This is a genomic window from Nocardia sp. CA-151230 (assembly GCF_050942175.1).
Classification (GTDB): Bacteria; Actinomycetota; Actinomycetes; order Mycobacteriales; family Mycobacteriaceae; genus Nocardia.
In genome coordinates this window covers 5,320,536-5,338,449 of sequence record NZ_CP192061.1, presented here as the reverse complement: position 1 = coordinate 5,338,449, position 17,914 = coordinate 5,320,536, and the positions used below count along the sequence as shown (strand labels likewise).

General features: G+C 71.0%; 7 protein-coding genes. 5 read left to right on the top strand and 2 right to left on the bottom strand.

What is annotated here, in order from left to right:
* Nucleotides 1-155 precede the first annotated feature (155 nt).
* From ACQP1O_RS25350 to ACQP1O_RS25335, 4 genes are all read left to right on the top strand, one after another.
* Nucleotides 156-13,805: an amino acid adenylation domain-containing protein gene (locus ACQP1O_RS25350; protein ID WP_433560963.1), complete on the top strand. Its 13,650-nt coding sequence runs from the start codon at nucleotides 156-158 to the stop codon at nucleotides 13,803-13,805.
* The gene (locus ACQP1O_RS25345) at nucleotides 13,802-14,794 is read left to right on the top strand and encodes an ATP-binding cassette domain-containing protein (RefSeq protein WP_433560962.1); all 993 of its coding nucleotides are present in this window, start codon (nucleotides 13,802-13,804) and stop codon (nucleotides 14,792-14,794) included. The genes ACQP1O_RS25350 and ACQP1O_RS25345 overlap by 4 nt, the downstream gene beginning before the upstream one ends.
* 92 nt (nucleotides 14,795-14,886) lie before the next feature.
* Nucleotides 14,887-15,669, top strand: coding sequence for an ABC transporter permease (locus tag ACQP1O_RS25340; RefSeq protein WP_433567781.1), 783 nt, complete (start codon nucleotides 14,887-14,889; stop codon nucleotides 15,667-15,669).
* 85 nt (nucleotides 15,670-15,754) lie between these two features.
* On the top strand, nucleotides 15,755-15,943 hold the full coding sequence (locus ACQP1O_RS25335) for a hypothetical protein (RefSeq protein ID WP_433560961.1): 189 nt from the start codon (nucleotides 15,755-15,757) through the stop codon (nucleotides 15,941-15,943).
* 63 nt (nucleotides 15,944-16,006) lie between these two features.
* On the opposite strand, the gene ACQP1O_RS25330 is transcribed toward ACQP1O_RS25335, so the two are convergent.
* Nucleotides 16,007-16,342 (bottom strand): RNA polymerase-binding protein RbpA, encoded by a 336-nt coding sequence (locus ACQP1O_RS25330; protein ID WP_040857934.1) that lies wholly within the window; start codon nucleotides 16,340-16,342, stop codon nucleotides 16,007-16,009.
* Nucleotides 16,343-16,537: 195 nt separating this feature from the next.
* Here ACQP1O_RS25330 and ACQP1O_RS25325 point away from each other — a divergent pair, with 195 nt between their 5' ends.
* On the top strand, nucleotides 16,538-16,864 hold the full coding sequence (locus ACQP1O_RS25325; protein ID WP_040857932.1) for a hypothetical protein: 327 nt from the start codon (nucleotides 16,538-16,540) through the stop codon (nucleotides 16,862-16,864).
* Here the strand turns inward: ACQP1O_RS25325 and ACQP1O_RS25320 are convergent.
* Nucleotides 16,815-17,873 carry a hypothetical protein gene (locus ACQP1O_RS25320; protein ID WP_433560960.1) on the bottom strand — a complete coding sequence of 353 codons (1,059 nt, stop codon included), beginning with the start codon at nucleotides 17,871-17,873 and terminating at the stop codon, nucleotides 16,815-16,817. The genes ACQP1O_RS25325 and ACQP1O_RS25320 overlap by 50 nt on opposite strands.
* Between the last annotated feature and the right edge of the window lie 41 nt (nucleotides 17,874-17,914).

Sequence of the window (17,914 nt, the reverse complement as noted above, 5' to 3'; positions counted from 1 at the left end):
CCACCGATCCGCTCGGCGGGATGCTCCGAATCATAGGACGTGGATCACGTCCTACGGCTCGCGCATGCGCGCGATCGCCGGGCCATCGGGGCGGACCGTGATCGATTTTCGGGGCTCGGGGAGTTGCGTCTACAGCGGCAGAACGGAGTTTTTTGATGAGTTCATTGGCCACCGACCGTGTCGACCAATGTTCTTCGGGTGAATTCTCGGCTCAACCTTTCGCGCTCTCTCCCGCGCAGTCGGCTCTCTGGTACGCCCAGCGCATCCGGCCCGATATCCCCCTCACCATCGCGCAGTACGTCGAGATTCACGGCGACCTGGACGTCGGCCGCCTGCTGTACGCCATCGAGCGCTACGGCGCCGAGAGCCAGTGCGGCCACGTGCGCCTGCTCGAGATCGACGGGGTGCCGCACCAGCTGGTGGACTTCCACTGGCGGCCCGGCTGGGCCCGCTACGACCTGCGCGCCGAGACCGACCCGCGCGCCGCGGCCCTCGCCTGGATGAACGAGCACGCCAGCTCGCCCATCGACATCGAACGCGATCCGCTCACCACCAACGTGGTGCTCCGGGTCGGCGACTCGGACTGGATCTGGTACAGCCGCGGCCACCACATCGTCATCGACGGCTACGGCGCCATGAACGCCACCACCCGCGCCGCGGAGATCTATACGGCTCTCGAAGCTCACGACGAGCCGGGCGACTCCCGGGCCACCCCGCTGGCCAGCATCTACTCCGACGAGAACCGGTACCGGGAGACCAGCCGCTTCGTCACCGACAGCGACTACTGGCGCCAGCAGCTCGACGGCGCCGGTGAGCCGATCACCCTGTCCAGCAACGGAATGCTGCCCGCGGTGTCCGACGCCGGCCGGCGCAGCGCGACCGCCGTGCTCGCCGATGACACCCAGGCCGCCGTCGAGGCCGCCGCGACCGCGTTCGGCTCCAACAGCTCCGCGCTGTTCGTGGCCGCCCTGGCCGGTTACGTGCGGGCCGTCACCGGCACCCAGGACGTGGTGCTGAGCCTGCCCGTGTCCGCGCGCACCACCGTGGCGCTACGCCGTTCCAGCGGTGTGGTCTCGAACGTGGTGCCCATCCGCGTGCAGTTCACCGACACCCACACCGTCGCCGACACCGTGCGCGCGGTCGAGCTGCAGATCACCGGCGCCCTGCGCCACCAGCGCTATCGCAGCGACGACATCCGCCGGGACTGCGGCTATTCGCGCGACGCCCGCGGCTTCTTCGGCCCCATGGTCAACCTGATGCTCTTCCACAGCGAGCTGAAGTTCGGCAGCCTGATGGGTGCCATCAACGTGCTGTCCACCGGCCCGGTCGAGGACCTGTCGATCAACCTGTACAACGGTCTCGGCGATCGCATCCACATCGACTTCGAGGCCAACCCGCGCCTCTACAGCGATGCCGAACTCGCCGTCCACCACGACCGGCTGCTGGATTACCTGGCCCGCTTCGTATCCGCCGACCCGGAGACGCCGGTCGCCGACATGCCGGTACTCACCGATCCGGAACGCGAACGCGTTCTGCACGAATGGAATTCGACCCAGGTGGCCCGCCAGGAGGGCACCCTGGCCGGGCTCTTCGCCGACCGGGCCGCCGCCTCCGCGGAGCGGATCGCGCTCGACTTCGAGGGCGAGACACTCACCTACGCCGCCTTCGACGAGCGCGCCAACCGGCTGGCCCGCGAACTCATCGCGCGCGGCGCGGGACCCGACACCCTGGTCGGCCTGGCCGTCCGGCGCAGCCTCGACCTGCTGGCCGGCATGTACGCCATCGTCAAGGCGGGCGCCGCCTACCTCCCCATCGACCCGGACCACCCGGCCGACCGCATCGAGGCCATCCTCGATCAGGCCCGGCCGCTGTGCGTACTCACCACGTCGCGCGACGAGCTCGACATGCCGGGCACCGCACCGCGATTCGACATCGACACCGCGGACGTGTCGCGGCACCCGGGCCGCCCGGTCACCGACACCGATCGGACCGCGCCGCTGCGTCCGGACCACCTCGCGTACGTCATCTTCACCTCCGGTTCCACCGGCACGCCCAAGGGTGTCGGCGTCACCCACGCCGCCATCGTGAACCGGCTGCGCTGGATGCAGGACGCCTACCCGCTCGACTCCTCCGACGTGGTGCTGCAGAAGACCCCCGCCACCTTCGACGTCTCGGTGTGGGAGTTCTTCTGGCCCTTGCAGATCGGGGCCCGCCTGGTCATCGCCGCCCCCGACGGGCACCGCGATCCCGCGTATCTGGCCCGGATCATCGCCGAGAAGGGCGTCACCACGGCGCATTTCGTACCGTCCATGCTGTCGGTGTTCCTCACCGACACCGATGTGCGGGGCTGCACCGGACTGTCGCGGGTCTTCTGCTCGGGTGAGGCGCTGCCCGCCGCCACCGTCGCCGATTTCCACGCCGCCCTCGGCAGCGGCGCCGACGCGCCGCAGCTGTACAACCTGTACGGCCCGACCGAGGCCGCCGTCGACGTCACCGCCTGGCACTGCACTCCGGGCAGCACCGACGTCCCGATCGGCTCGCCCGTCTGGAACACCCGCACCTATGTACTGGACGCCCGGCTCCAGCCGGTCGCCCCGGGCGTCGTGGGTGAGCTGTACCTGGCCGGCGTGCAGCTGGCCCGGGGCTACGTGGGCCGTGGCGCCCTGACCGCCGACCGTTTCGTGGCCAACCCGTTCACCCCCGGCGCCCGCATGTACCGCACCGGTGACCTGGTGCGCTGGCGCGGCACCGGCACCGCCGGCGTCCTGGAATACCTGGGCCGCAGCGACTTCCAGATCAAGGTGCGCGGCCTGCGCATCGAACTCGGCGAGATCGAGGCCGTCCTGCTGACCGACGCCCGCGTCGCGCGCGCCGTGTGCGTGGCCCGCCGCGGCCGCAGCGGGGACGAGCTCATCGGCTACGTCGTGGCCGCCCCCGGCGTCGGCGACCTGGACCCTTCCGACCTCACCGCCACGTTGCGCCGGACCCTGCCCAGCTACATGGTGCCGACATACCTCATGGTGCTCGACGAGCTACCGCTCAGCGCCAACGGCAAGGTGGACCGCAAGGCGCTGCCCGCACCCGATGCGGGCGCCCGCCGCCCGGCCCGGCCCGCCGCCGCTCCGCGCACCGCCATGGAACACCAGCTCACCGGCATCTTCGCCGAGGTGCTCGGCACCGACGAATTCGACGTCGAGGACAGCTTCTTCGACCTGGGCGGCAACTCGCTGACCGCCGCCCGGGCGGTCGCGCGCGTGAACGCGGCCCTGGGCGCGTCGCTCACCATCCGCGATCTGTTCGAAACGTCCACTGTCACCGCGCTGGCCACCCGGCTCTCGGCCGAGGAGCCGGAGAACACCTCCCCGAAACTGATGGCCGGGCAACGGCCGCAACAGCTTCCGCTGTCGCTGGCCCAGCAGCGGCTGTGGATCCTCAACCGGTTCGCCGAGCACGCGGCGGCCTACAACATGGCCTTCGCGGTGAAACTGACCGGGCCCCTGGATATTCCGGCGCTGCGGGCCGGCCTGGTGGATGTGCTGGAACGACACGAGAGCCTGCGCACCACCTTCCCCGACACCCCCGACGGGCCCTGCCAGCTGGTGCACCCGGCCTCGGAGATCCCGCTCACGCTCGATCCCATCGACGCCACCGGTGAGGACGCGGTCGCGCTGGCGAGCGAATTCGCCGGGTACGGCTTCGATCTGCGCAGCCAGGCCCCGGTCCGGGTGGCGCTGTACGCCATCGGGCCCGACACCCACCTATTCCTGGTGGTGCTGCACCACATCAGCGGCGACGGCTGGTCCACCGCCCCGCTGAGCCGCGACATCATCACCGCGGTCGCCGCCCGCGCCCAGGGCGCCGCGCCGCAGTGGACGCCGCTGCCGGTGCAGTACGCGGATTTCGCACTGTGGCAACGGGAACTGCTCGGCGACGAGGCCGACCCGGCCAGCGCCCTGGCCCGGCAGCTCGCCTTCTGGCGCGTCGCGCTCGCCGACCTGCCCGACCAGCTGGACCTGCCGCTGGACCGCCCCCGTCCGCGGCACCGCGGCACCGCCGGTGGCACCGTCGAGTTCGAGATCTCCGCGCAGACCCGCCGGGCCCTGGCGGGCGTGGCCGCCACACGCGGGGTCAGCACGTTCATGGTCCTGCACGCCGCGCTGGCCGCGGTGCTCGCGCGCCTGTGCAACACCACCGACATCGTGATCGGCACGCCGATCGCCGGGCGCAGCGATCCGGCGCTCGACGATCTGGTCGGCATGTTCGTCAACACCCTCGTGCTGCGCACCCGGGTGGACCCGGCCGCCGGGTTCGACCGCATGCTCGCCGAGGTCCGCGAAACCGACCTCAATGCCTTCGCCAATGCCGACGTGCCGTTCGAGCGGCTCGTCGAGGTGGTCAATCCCGAGCGCTCCGCCGCCCGCCACCCCCTGTTCCAGGTGATGCTGTCCTACGACAGCAACCCCGAGCTGGACGTCGACCTGCCCGGCGTGGAGACCGAGGTGGTGCCCCTGGCCACCGACGTCGCCAAGTTCGATCTGCAGCTGACCGTCCAGGAACCTGCCGGCATCCCCGCCGAGAACGCCGGATTCACCGCCGAATTCGGTTATGCCGCCGACGTTTTCGATCGCATCACGGTGGAGGCCATCGCGCGGCGCTTCGGTGCGATCCTGGCCGCCGCGGTCGCCGACCCGTCCACCCCGGTCGGCGACCTGCCGCTGCTGGATGTCCGGGAGACCGCGAAGCTGGTGCCCATCGTGGGTTCCCCCGCCGAGCCCAGCATCACCCTGGCCCGGCTGCTCAGCGACACCGCCGAGCGGGTGCCCGACGCGGTCGCGGTCCGCTACCTCGGCGTCGACACCACCTACCGGGAGCTCGACGAACGCTCGAATCGCCTGGCGCGGGTGCTGATCGAGCACGGCGCGGGCCCGGAGGTGGTGGTGGCGATCGCGCTGCCGCGCAGTCTGGAGAGCATCCTCGCGGTGTGGGCGGTGGCCAAGACCGGTGCCGCGTACGTGCCCGTCGACCCCGACTATCCGGCCGACCGCATCGCCCACATGCTCGCCGATTCCGGCGCCATGCTCGGTATCACCAATGCCGAACGGCGCGAGGACATGCCGACCACCTGGCCCGGCAACCGGGGCCGCCACCGCAAGAGCTACGTCGACTGGCTGCTGCTCGGCTCCGAGCTGCTCGCACCGGAGTGCGCGCAGTTCCCCGATACCCCGGTCACCGACGCGGACCGGCACCACCCGCTGCGCGTCGGCGGCCCGGCCTACCTGATCTACACCTCCGGTTCCACCGGCAAGCCCAAGGCCGTGGTGGTCACCAATGCGGGCATCGCCTCGCTGGCGCACGAGCAGATGCACCTGTTCAAGGTCACCGATTCGGCTCGCACCCTGCACTTCTCGTCGCCCAGCTTCGATGCGTCGGTGCTGGAGCTGCTGCTGGGCTTCGCGGCCGGGGCCACCATCGTGGTGGTGCCCGCGGGCGTCCTCGGCGGCGCCGAGCTGGCGCGCATCCTGCGCGAGGAGCACGTGACGCACGCCTTCGTGACGCCCGCCGCCCTCGCCACCGTGCCGGCCGGCGACCTGCCGGAGCTGGAGGCCGTCATCGTCGGCGGCGAGGCCTGCCCCGAGGAGCTCGTCGAGGTTTGGACCGCACCGGATTCCCGGCCCGGCCGCCCGGCGCGGCGCATGCACAACATGTACGGCCCCTCCGAGGCCACCGTCGCCGCCACCGCCACCGGGCCCATGCTCGCGGGGCAGCCGGTCCCGATCGGCGGACCCGTGCGCGGCATGCGGCTGTTCGTGCTCGACGGCCGCCTGCACCCGGTGCCGCCGGGCGTGGCGGGCGAGCTGTACCTGTCCGGTCCCGGCCTGGCCCGCGGCTACCTGGGCCGGCACGGCCTGACCGCGCAACAATTCCCGGCCAACCCGCACGGGCGGCGCGGCGAACGCATGTACCGCACCGGCGATCTCGTGGTCGCCGACCGGGCGGGACAGCTGCGCTTCCTGGGCCGGGCCGACGACCAGATCAAGATCCGCGGCTTCCGCATCGAACTGCGCGAGATCGACCACGTGCTGGCCGCGCATCCGGGAGTCACCTTCGCGCTCACCATCGTTCACCACGACGAGCGTGGAATCCCGCGTCTGGTGGCCTATCTCACCGCCGACACCGACATCGACCCGGCCGCCGTGCTCGACACCGCGCGCGGGCGGCTGCCCGGTTACATGGTGCCCGCCGCGCTCACCGTCCTCGACTCCGTGCCGGTCTCCCCGACCGGCAAGCTGGACCGCAAGGCGCTGCCCGCGCCGGAGTTCGTGGCCGCCGCGCCCACCCGCGCCCCGGAAACCGAACTGGAGCAACAGGTCGCGCTGGTCTTCGGCAGTGTGCTGGGCGGCCTCACACCCGGTGCGGACGACAACTTCTTCGAGATCGGCGGCAACTCGCTGCTGGCCACCCGCCTGACCACGGCCCTGCACAGCGAGTTCGGGGTGGAGCTGCCGGTGCGCGACATCTTCGAGCTGCCGACGGTGGCCGGAGTGGCCGCGCGGCTGGCGGAAGCGCCCCGGGCCCGGCGTGTAGCGCTGGCTGTGCATACGCCGCGCCCGGAGCGCGTGCCACTGTCGTTGCCGCAGCAGCGACTGTGGTTCCTCAACCGATATTCCCCCGAATCCAGCGCTTACAACATCGCATTCGTGCTGCGGATCGATGGCGATCCGGATATCGACGCGTTGCGGTCGGCGCTGGCCGACGTGGTGGAGCGTCACGAGGTGCTGCGTACCGTCTTCCCGGAGGACGACCAGGGCGCCTACCAGGTGGTGCTGGACACCGCACAGTGCCTATCGATGCTGGACGTGGTCGAGACCGACGAGGTCGGCGCGCGCCACGCCCTGCGCTCGCTGGCGCGCCGCGGCTTCGACCTGACCCGCGAGATCCCGCTGCGGATGACCTTGCTGCGCACCGGAACCCGCCGGCACCTGCTCGGCATCGCGCTGCACCACATCGCCGCCGACGGCTGGTCGCTGGGCCCGCTCACCCGGGACCTGGCCATCGCCTACACCGCCCGCCACGGCGGCGCGGCACCCACCTGGGCGCCGCTGCCGGTGCAGTACGCCGACTTCAGCCTGTGGCAGCGCGAGATTCTCGGCACGGAGGACGACGCCGAGAGCGCCGCCGCCTCCCAGCTGGCCTACTGGCGCACCGCGCTGGACGACCTGCCCGGGGAACTGCCGCTGCCCTACGACCGGCCCCGCCCGGTCGAACCCACCCATCGGGCCGGATCGGTGCGGTTCGAGGTGCCCGAAGCCGTGCAGCGCAGGCTCGCCGAGGTCGCGCGGGCACACGGCGTCAGTCTGTTCATGGTGCTGCGCTCCACGGTGGCCGTGCTGCTGCGCATGGTCACCGGCGGCCGCGACATGATCGTCGGCACCCCGGTGGCCGGGCGCACCGACACCCGTCTCGACGATCTGGTCGGCATGTTCGTCAACACGCTGATCCTGCGCTCGGATGTGGACCCCGACCGCAGCTTCGCCGAACTGCTGCAGGCCGACCGCGACACCGAACTGGCCGCCATGGCGCACGCCGAGGTGCCCTACGAGCGGGTCGTGGAGGAACTGCAGTCCGGGGACGCGGGGCAGCGCCGCTACGGCGCGAGCCCGCTGCTGCAGGTCGCGCTGACCGTGCAGGACACACCGGTGCCCGCGCTGCGACTGCCCGGATTGTCGCTGCAGGCCGAGGAACTCGATATCGCGCTGGCCAAGTTCGATCTGGAGCTGCGGGTGCTGCCCGGCGCGGGCGAGGACCAGCGGGCCTTCGAATTCGTCTACGCCGCCGAGCTTTTCGACCAGTCGACGGTCGGCATCCTGGCCGAGCGTCTGGTCAAGGTGTTCGGCGCCGTCACCGCCGATGCGCACGTGCGCGTCCGTGACATCGACGCGCGCACCGAACTCGAGCACGACATGTTCACCCCGGCCTGGGGCCCCGCGCCGGAGCCGCAGTGCAGCCTGGCCGCCTACTTCGCGGCCACCGCGCACCTCAATGCCGACCGGGTGTTCCTGCGTCTCGACGACACCGAGCTCACCTACCTGGAATCCGACGTGTATTCGAACCGCTTGGCGCGGGCCCTGATCCACCGCGGCCTGGGCCCGGGTGACCGGGTGGCGCTGGGCCTGACCCGGTCGGTGGAGTCGGTGCTGACGGCGCTGGCCGTCACCAAGTGCGGTGCGGCGTTCGTGCCGGTGGACCCCAACTATCCGGCCGACCGGGTGCAGCACATGCTCGCCGACTCCGGCTGCGGGGTGGGTGTCAGCATGACCGAGCACGCCGACCGGCTCCACGCCGCCGGTGACCGCGGCACGCAGTGGCTGCTGCTCGACGACGCCGTACTGCTCGAAGAACTCGAGGTCCTCGACGACGGCCCGATCACCGATGCCGAGCGCACCAGGACCCTGTGGACCACGGATCTGGCGTACCTCATCTACACCTCCGGCTCGACCGGAAAACCCAAGGGCGTGGCCGTCACCCACGGCGGCCTGTCCAATTTCGCCGACGAGGTCCGCGAGCGCGCACGGGTCGACCGGGACTCGCGGACCATGCACTTCTCGTCCCCGAGCTTCGACGCCTCCGTCTACGACCTGCTGTTGGCGATCTGCGCGGGCGCGACCATGATCATCGTTCCGCCCGACGTGTACGGCGGCGACGAACTGGCGGCGCTCATGGACCGCGAACAGGTCAGCCACACCTTCATGACCCCGGCCGCGCTGGCGACCATCGACCGGGACCGCTGGCCACTGCCACACCTGCGCGCGATCATGCTGGGCGGCGAGGCCTTGGGACCGGAACTGGTGGCGCGCTGGGCCCCCGGCCGCCTGATGCTCAACGTGTACGGTCCGACGGAGACCACCATCGTGGTCACGATCTCCGAGCCGCTGCGGGTCGGCGAGCCCGTCACCATCGGCAACCTGGTCCGCGGCGCCCGCGCCGTGGTCCTCGACGACCGCCTGCGCCCGGTCCCGGTCGGCGTGCCCGGCGAGCTGTACATCGGTGGACAGGGTTGCGCGCGCGGCTATTTCGAGCGGTTCGATCTCACCGCCTCCCGGTTCGTCGCGGACCCGTACGGCCCGGCGGGCTCGCGCCTCTACCGCACCGGCGATGTGGTGCGCTGGACCCGCGACGGTGACATCGCCTACCTGGGCCGCAGCGACCATCAGGTGAAGCTGCGTGGTTTCCGTATCGAGCTGGGCGAGATCGACGGCGTGCTCACCGCCCACCGTGCGATCCGCTTCTCCCACACCGAGGTTCGCGAGATCGCGGGCGCGCGCCGCATCGTGTCGTTCGTGCTGCCCATGGACCTCGCCGCCGCACCCGACCTCGAGGAGCTGCGCGCGCACTGCGCGGAGCACCTGCCGGCGCACATGGTGCCCAGCGCCTTCGCCCTGCTCGACCACATTCCGCTCACCCCGGTCGGCAAGCTCGACCGCGACGCGCTGCCCCAACCCACGGCCGTCGTCGCCGGGGTCTCGCGGGAACCGGAGACCGACACCGAGCGCCTGGTCGCCGAGGTGATGGGGGAGCTGGTCGGCGCCGAGTCCCTGGGCGCGGACGCCAGCTTCTTCGAGGTCGGCGGAAACTCGCTGCTGGCCACCCAATTGGTGGCCAGGCTGGCCACCGTCACCGGGGTGCGGCTGGAGGTGCGGTCGGTCTTCGCCGCGCCCACCGTTGCCGGACTCGCCGCGGCCCTGGACGCCGGATCTTCCTCGGCGGATCTGCGGCCGGAACCGCGTCGGCGCACCCGGCCCGCGCGGATCCCGCTGTCCGCGGCCCAGCGGCGGCTGTGGTTCCTGGAGAAGTTCAACGCCGGCGAGCACGGAGAAGCGCTGGGCGCCTACAACGTTCCGCTCGCCCTGCGCCTGCACGGTGAGCTGGACATCCCGGCGCTGCGCGCGGCCCTGCATGCCGTGCAGGACCGTCACGAGACCCTGCGCACCGTCTTCCCGGAGATCGACGGCGAACCCTGCCAGCGGATTCTGGAGCCGGGCGAGGGGACGATCGGCCTGCCGGTGCGGACGGTCTCCGCGGACGAGGTGCCCGGCGAGATCCGCCGCGTCACCGCCGGCGGTTTCGACCTGGCCACCAGCGTGCCGGTGCGCGCCGCCCTGCTGCGCCTGACCGGCAGCAGGACCGAGCACGTGCTGGTGCTGGTCGTGCACCACATCGCCATGGACGGCTGGTCGCTGCAGCCGCTGGCCGCCGATGTGGCCGCCGCCTACCGGGCCCACACCGGCAAGCAGACCCCGGAATGGCCCGAACTGCCCATCCAGTACGCCGATTACACGCTGTGGCAGCAGGATGTGCTGGGCCGCGAGGACGATCCGGATTCGGTGATCAGCCGCCAGCTCGACTACTGGCGGCGCGCCCTCGACGGCATCCCGGAACTGCTCTCCGTTCCCGCCGACCGGCCGCGGCCGCCGGTGCCGACCTACCGGGGCGGCACGGTGGAATGCAAGCTCGACGCCTTCACCCACCGCGAATTGCAGGCGCTGGCAGCCGAACACGGCGTCACCATGTTCATGGTGCTGCACGCGGCACTGGTCACACTGCTGCACCGCCTGACACACGGTGACGACATCACGGTCGGCACACCCATCGCGGGACGCGGACATCCGGCGCTGGACCGCCTGGTCGGTATGTTCGTCGGCACCCTGGTGCTGCGCACCCACATCGACGGCGGCGCCGCGTTCGGCGACCTGCTGCGCGCGGTCCGCGACACCGACCTGGAGGCCTTCGCCCACGCCGACCTGCCGTTCGAGCGCCTCGTCGAGGTGCTGAATCCGGCGCGCTCCCAGGCACATCACCCGATGTTCCAGGTCATGCTGTCGGTGCAGAACCAGCCGGCGCGGGTGCTGGAGCTGCCCGCCATGCGCATCGAGGCCGACGACGCCGACCCGGGCATCGCCAAATTCGACCTCCAGTTCACCCTCACCGAATCCTGGACGCCGCACCGCGAACCCGACGGCATCACGGTGTCGGTGAACTACGCCTCCGACCTGTTCGAGGCGGCGACCGCGCAGCGGCTGGCACAGCGCTTCGTGCGGCTGCTGGCCGCGGCCGCCGCGCATCCGGCCACCGCCGTGGGCGATCTGGACCTGCTGGACTCGGCCGAATGGTCGGCGCTGGCGCCCGTCCGCGGCACCGAGCCCGGCCTGCCCATCACCTTCCCGGAGGTGTTCGAGGCCGCGGTCAACCTCAACCGGTCGGGCATCGCGGTCCGCTCCGCCGGCACCCAGATCTCCTACGACGCTCTGGACCGCTGGACCAACCGGCTGGCCCGGGTGCTCATCAGCTACGGCGTGGGCCCGGAAACCCTGGTCGCCATGGGGATTCCGCGTTCGGCCGAATCGGTGGCGGTGATGCTGGCCATCGCCAAGGCCGGTGGCGCGTTCGTGCCCGTCGACCCGAACTATCCGGAGCAGCGCATCAGTCACATGCTGCTGGATTCCGGTGCGGCCGTGGGTATCACGCTGTCCGGCTATCGGGAGCGCATGCCGGATGCGGCCAACTGGACGATGCTGGACGCGCCGTCGTTCCGGCGGCGGGTGCTCGCCACCTCCGACGCGCCGATCCGCGACGCCGAACGCATCGTGCCGCTGCGCATGCACAACCCGGCCTACGTCATCTACACCTCCGGCTCCACCGGCATCCCCAAGGGCGTCGTCGTCACCCACGGCGGCCTGTCCAACTTCGCCGCCGAGACCGCCCAGCGCTTCGACGTCGGCCCCGGCTGCCGCGTCCTGCACTTCGCCACACCGAGTTTCGACGCCGCCATGCTGGACCTGCTGTTCGCTCTCGGCGGGGCCGCCACCCTGGTGATCAATCCGGCGGGCGTGGTCGGCGGGCAGGAACTGGGGCAGGTGTTCATCGAGGAGGGCATCACCCACGCCTTCATCACCACCGCGGCGCTGAGCACCGTCGATCCGGCCGGCGTGACCGCGCTGCGGCATATGCTGGTCGGCGGTGAGGCGCTGCCACCGGACCTGGTCCGCCGGTGGGCACCGGGCCGCAAGTTCTACAACGTGTACGGGCCGACGGAGACCACCATCGTCACGGTGATCTCGCAGCCCATGACACCCGGCGGGCAGATCACCATCGGCGGACCCATCCGCGGGGTCGGCGCGAGCGTGCTCGACGCGCGCCTGCACCCGGCCCCGGCCGGGGTCACCGGTGAACTGCACCTGGCCGGCGCGGCGCTGGCGCGCGGCTACCTGCGCCGCCCGGGCCTGACCGCGCAGCGCTTCGTGGCCAACCCGTTCGGCAAGCCCGGTGACCGTATGTACCGCACCGGCGACCTGGTCCGCTGGCTCGAAAGTGAGCGCGGCGCAAGGGATCTGGAGTACGTCGGCCGCACCGACCACCAGGTCAAGATCCGTGGCTTCCGCATCGAACTCGGCGAGATCGACGCGGCGCTGGCCAAGCACCCGGAGGTGGAGTTCGCCCTCACGATCGGGCACCGCACCCCGGCCGGCTCCACCGCGCTGGTGTCGTATGTGAAGCCGCGCACCGGAACCGCGCCCACCACCGCCGAGCTGACCGCGCACGTGGCCGAGCTGGTGCCCAACTACATGGTCCCGCAGTCGATCATGCTGCTGGACCGGGTGCCGCTGTCCCCGGTCGGCAAGCTCGACCGGAAGGCGTTGCCGGAACCGGTGTTCGCGGCCCGCGAGGGCTACCGGGCCCCCACCACCGCGCTGGAGGAGGCACTGTGCGCCGCCTTCGCCGACGTGCTGGGCGTCGAGCAGGTCGGCGCCGACGACGGGTTCTTCGAACTCGGCGGCAACTCGCTGCTGGCCACCAAGGTGGTGGCCCAGCTGCGGGCGGGCGGCATCGACCTGCCGGTGCAGGCCATGTTCGGCGAGTCCACCCCGGCCGCCATCGCCGGGCGGCTCACCGCCGCCGAGGGTGACGCGGGCGCCACGTTGACCGCGGCCCTGGGCGCGGTGCTGCCGCTGCGTCCGGTCGCCGATTCCGGTGTGCCACCGCTGTTCTGCGTGCATCCGGCCATCGGCCTGTCCTGGTGCTTCGCCGGGCTGCTGTCGCATCTGCCGCCGGAGCTGCCCGTGTACGGCCTGCAGGCCCCGCACGTGGCCGGGGAGGACAGTCACCGTACCATCGCCGAGGCCGCGAAACACTATGTGGCGCATATGAAGTCGGTGCAGCCCGAGGGGCCTTACCAGGTGCTGGGCTGGTCGCTGGGCGGGCTCATCGCCCACGAGATCGCCGTGCAGCTGCAGGAGGCCGGTGACGAGGTCGCGCTGCTGGCCATGATGGACAGCTACCAGCTGTCGGATCGGTGGCTCGAGGAGGCGGTGCCGTCGGTGGCGGCCGTGGTCGCCGAATTCGGTTCCGACCTGCTCGGCGGTGACGCCGACATCGATTCGCGCATGACGCTCACCGAGGCGGCCGAACTGCTCCGCGGGCGATCCGGTCCGTTCGCGGCGCTCACCGTCGAGCACCTGGAACGGCTGTACACCGGATACGAGAACGGCGCGGCGCAGGCACACGGGTTCCGGCCCCGGGTCTTCGATGGTGATCTGCTGTTCTTCACCGCCGCCGACGACGAGATCAACCGGGCCGACCCGGACCGCTGTGCCGCGGCCTGGCAGCCCTACGTCACCGGTTCGGTGCACGACCAGCTGGTGCGCTGCACACACGCCGGCATGACAACGCCCGAATCCCTCGCCGTCATCGGGCCGGTGTTGCGGGATCAGCTGGCAGCCATCCGAGCCCGGCGGGAGGGTATGCGATGAGTCTGGCCGTGGAAGTCCAAGGGCTGGTGAAGTACTACGGCAAGATGCGGGTGCTGGACGGTATCGATCTCGAGATCCCGTCCGGCACGGTGATGGGCCTGCTCGGGCCCAACGGCGCGGGTAAGACCACCACGGTCCGCATCGTCACCACCCTGTTACGCCCGAGCGCCGGCTCGGTGCACGTCGCGGGAGTGGACGTGCTGAAGCATCCGGCGCGTGTTCGCACCCGGATCGGCCTGTCGGGCCAGTACGCGGCCATCGACGCCAACCTGTCCGGATTCGAGAACCTGCGCATGGTGGCCCGGCTGTACGGCATGAACCACAAGCGGGCTGCCGAACGTGCCACCGAACTGCTCACCGCCCTCGGTCTCGAGCACGCGGCAGGGCGGCGGGCGGGCACCTACTCCGGCGGTATGGCCCGCCGGCTGGACCTGGCGGGAGCGCTGGTGTGCCGGCCCCCGGTGGTCGTGCTGGACGAGCCGACCACCGGCCTGGATCCGCGCGGGCGCCTCGACATGTGGCGTGTCATCGGCGAACTCGTCGACGACGGCACCACCGTCCTGCTCACCACCCAGTACCTGGAGGAGGCCGACCTCCTCGCCGACCGCATCACCGTCATCGACCGCGGGCGGGTCATCGCCCGCGGCTCGGCCGACGAACTGAAGACCTCCATCGGCGGCGACAAGCTCACCGTCACCCTCGCGCCCGGGCAGGATCCCGCCCCCGCGCAGCAGGTGCTGGGTGAGGTGGGCATCGGCGAAGCCGAATTCGACGAGGGCGCCGACGCGGTCACCGTGGTGGTCGGCGACGGCAGCCGCACCATGGTGGAGGCGCTGCGCCGCCTCGACGACGCCGGGGTGCACGTGGTCGACGCCGTCGTGGACCGGCCCACCCTCGACGACGTATTCCTTTCCCTCACCGGCAGATCCGTCGACCACAAGCCGGACGTCCCCGCCCCCGAGTCTGTTCAAGAGGAGATCCTGTCGTGACGACCCTCCCCGCCGAACCGGAAGCTCCCGCGCCACCGGAGGAGGAGCAGGCCCGCCCCAGCGTCGAGGGACCCCTCATACTGTTACCCCGGGTGGTGCGCGACTCGGCGATCGTGGCCTACCGCAACCTGCTGACCATCCTGCGGGTGCCCACCCTGCTGGTGACGGCCACCATCCAGCCGCTGATGTTCGTGTTCCTGTTCGCCTACATCTTCGGCGCGTCCCTGGGCGGCAGCCAGTACCGGGAGTTCCTGCTGGCCGGAATCTTCACGCAGACGGTCGCTTTCAATGCCGCGTTCACCACCGTCGGCCTGGCCAACGACCTGCACAAGGGCATCATCGACCGGATGCGGACGCTGCCCATGTCGCGGCTGGCGGTGCTGATGGGCCGCACCCTGTCGGACCTGGTGGTCAACATCCTGGCGCTCGCGGTCATGGTGGTGTGCGGGTACGTGGTCGGCTGGCGGATCAACGGGTCGATCGTGGACGGGGTGCTGGCGTTCGGGGTGATCCTGCTGTTCGCGTTCGCCATGTCGTGGGTCGGGGCGATCACCGGGCTCATGTCGCCCAGCGTCGAGGTGGCCCAGAGCGCCGGTCTCATCTGGCTGTTCCCGCTGACCTTCATCTCCTCGGCATTCATCTCCGGGGAGACACTGCCCGGCCCGCTGCGCACCGTCGCCGCCTGGAATCCGATCACCGCGGTGTCGGCGGCCGGGCGCAAGCTCTTCGACAACGGCTCCCCGCCATCGTTCAAACCGGCCACCGGCTGGCCCGCCGACCACTGTGTCGAATACTCCGTCTTCTGTTCGCTGGCCATCCTGGCGATCTCGGTGCCGATCGCCCTGCTGCAGTACCGGAAGGTGGCCAGTCACTGAGCCGACCCGGCCGGTCCGATCGCGGTCATCCCCGAGCCCGCCCGCGCTTCCGAGATCGCGCCTCGTCGAGCTGGCCGCATACCCGTTGCCCCCGCGTGAGGACGAGATCGCCGCGTTGGTGCCGGCGGGCAACTCGACCCGGCAGGCCACCCTGGTGGTGTCGCCGTTCACGGTGCAGCAGCACCTGAAGTCCATCGTCGAGAAGTCCGGGGTGCGCAGCCTCGGGGAGCTGGTCGCCAATCTCCTTGCCGCCCACTACGGCTCACCGGGCTGACCCCCGATACAGGAAGGGCCCCGCACCGGTGTGGTGCGGGGCCCTTCCCGTCTGTCGCGGTGCTCAGCCGCGGCGGCGGGTCTTGAGCAGCTCCATGCGCTCCTGCAGGAGCTCCTCGAGCTCCTCCTTGCTGCGACGCTCCAGCAGCATGTCCCAGTGGGTGCGGGGCGGCTTGACCTTCTTGGGCTCCTGCGTGGTGCCCTCGAGCAGGATGCCCTCCTGGCCGTTGCGGCACAGCCAGGTCGGCGGGATTTCGGCGTCGTCGGCGAAGGGAACGTCGAATTCCTCGCCGTTGTCGGTGCGGTACCGCGCCATCCGACGCGGCGCCAGGTCGTGGTCGCGGTCGGTCTCGTAGCTCACCGCTCCGAGCCGAGACCCCCGGAGTACGCGATCTGCCATGAGTGCGGTCCCTTCTCGCCTGTCGGCAATGTTCTACATCAGTGTTTCTGCAGCTGCGCTACCTACTGTCAACGCAGCCGCGCACGTATCGGTTCCCGTGCGAGAACCCTGCCATCCTACTCGTCCGGCGCGCCCACCCCGCCGCGGCGTGCCCTTCCGCCCGGTCGCGGCCGCAAACCGCTAATGTGACGGACCATGTCTCGACGCGTGCTGTCCTGCTGCCAATGGTGCGGGCGGGAGATCGCCGAATCGGAGATCGGACGCCGCCGGCGGTACTGCCGGCAATCGTGCCGCCAGCGTGCGTACGAACATCGAAACAGCGTGAAGGGCACCGGCATTCCCGAGGATTCGGTGGTGCTCAGTGCCCAGGAGGTCTCGGACCTGTCCGATCGCTGGTTCGCCGCCCGCTGCGCCGCCGAGGACGTGGCCACAGCGGTCGCGGAGGGCGCCGAGATGATCGAACTCGCCGATCTCACCGCGACATTGGTGGCGTTGACGCGCGAGGCGGAACGGCTGCGCTGACCGTGGCGTGGCGGCCGGCGGGCAGGGCACGCACGCTCAGCGCGTAGACGATGCCGATGCCGAGCGCGGTGACGGCGGCTACAAGGCCGAGGGCGGTGAGGGTTTCACCGTCGGGCCGGGTCACCGGCTGGCCGCGCAGCGCCTGCCAGACCAGCAGCGCCACCAGAGCGGTGTAACCGAGCGCCAGCACCCCGATCAGCCGGGTGCGGGTGCGCTCGGTGCGCAGCCATGTCACGGCCGGGGCGAGGCGGGCCAGCACGATGGCCGCCACGATGAGCAGTTGAATGCCGTGCAGGCCCGCGAAATGCGCGATCCGCATGTCGCCGCCCGCGGTGCTCCAGTGTGTGATCGGCATGCCCTCGACACCGTCGCGGACGGCGGGCTGCCCGCTGACGAAGGTGTGTCCCGCGCCCAGCCGCACCGGGTGGCCGTAGGCGTCGGTGGTCTGCTGCTCGCCGCTGAAGCCCATGGTGTAGCCCAGCGCCATGCCGAAGACCGCGATGCCCAGGCCGGCGCGGATGGCCAGCGAGGTGGGCCGGTCGGTGACGTGCTGCCACGAAAGGGTCACCGCGATCACCAGATTCGCGAGGAACAGTCCGGGCACACCGGTCATGAACACCCACTGGCCGATGGTGTTGACCGCGTCGTGCTGGGTGTTGAAGTGGCTGAAGGTGCCGCGTGCGGCCTGCACCACCACGAAACCGACGTCCACGGTGGCGGTGGCGGCGAAGACGGCGCCCATCCACCAGGTCAGCCGCTGGCCGCGGTGCGGGAACGACACCAGCCACGCCAGGGTGCCGCAGTAGAGGACCATGGCGATGGCGAACTTGAGCGGTTTGAGCCACACCGATTCGCCCAGCAGCATGCGGTCGTCGAAGGCCATGGCGCACAGGGAGAACACGGCCAGGGCCGCCATGGCCGCGGTGGTGACGAGCAGGGGGCGGTGCAGCCGGCGAGCGGGGACGGTGGGGGCGAACGGCGCGAGCGGCGGACGATCGAGCGTGGTCATGACGGTGACGCTAGGTTCGTGCGGCCGCCCGCCACCTCCCC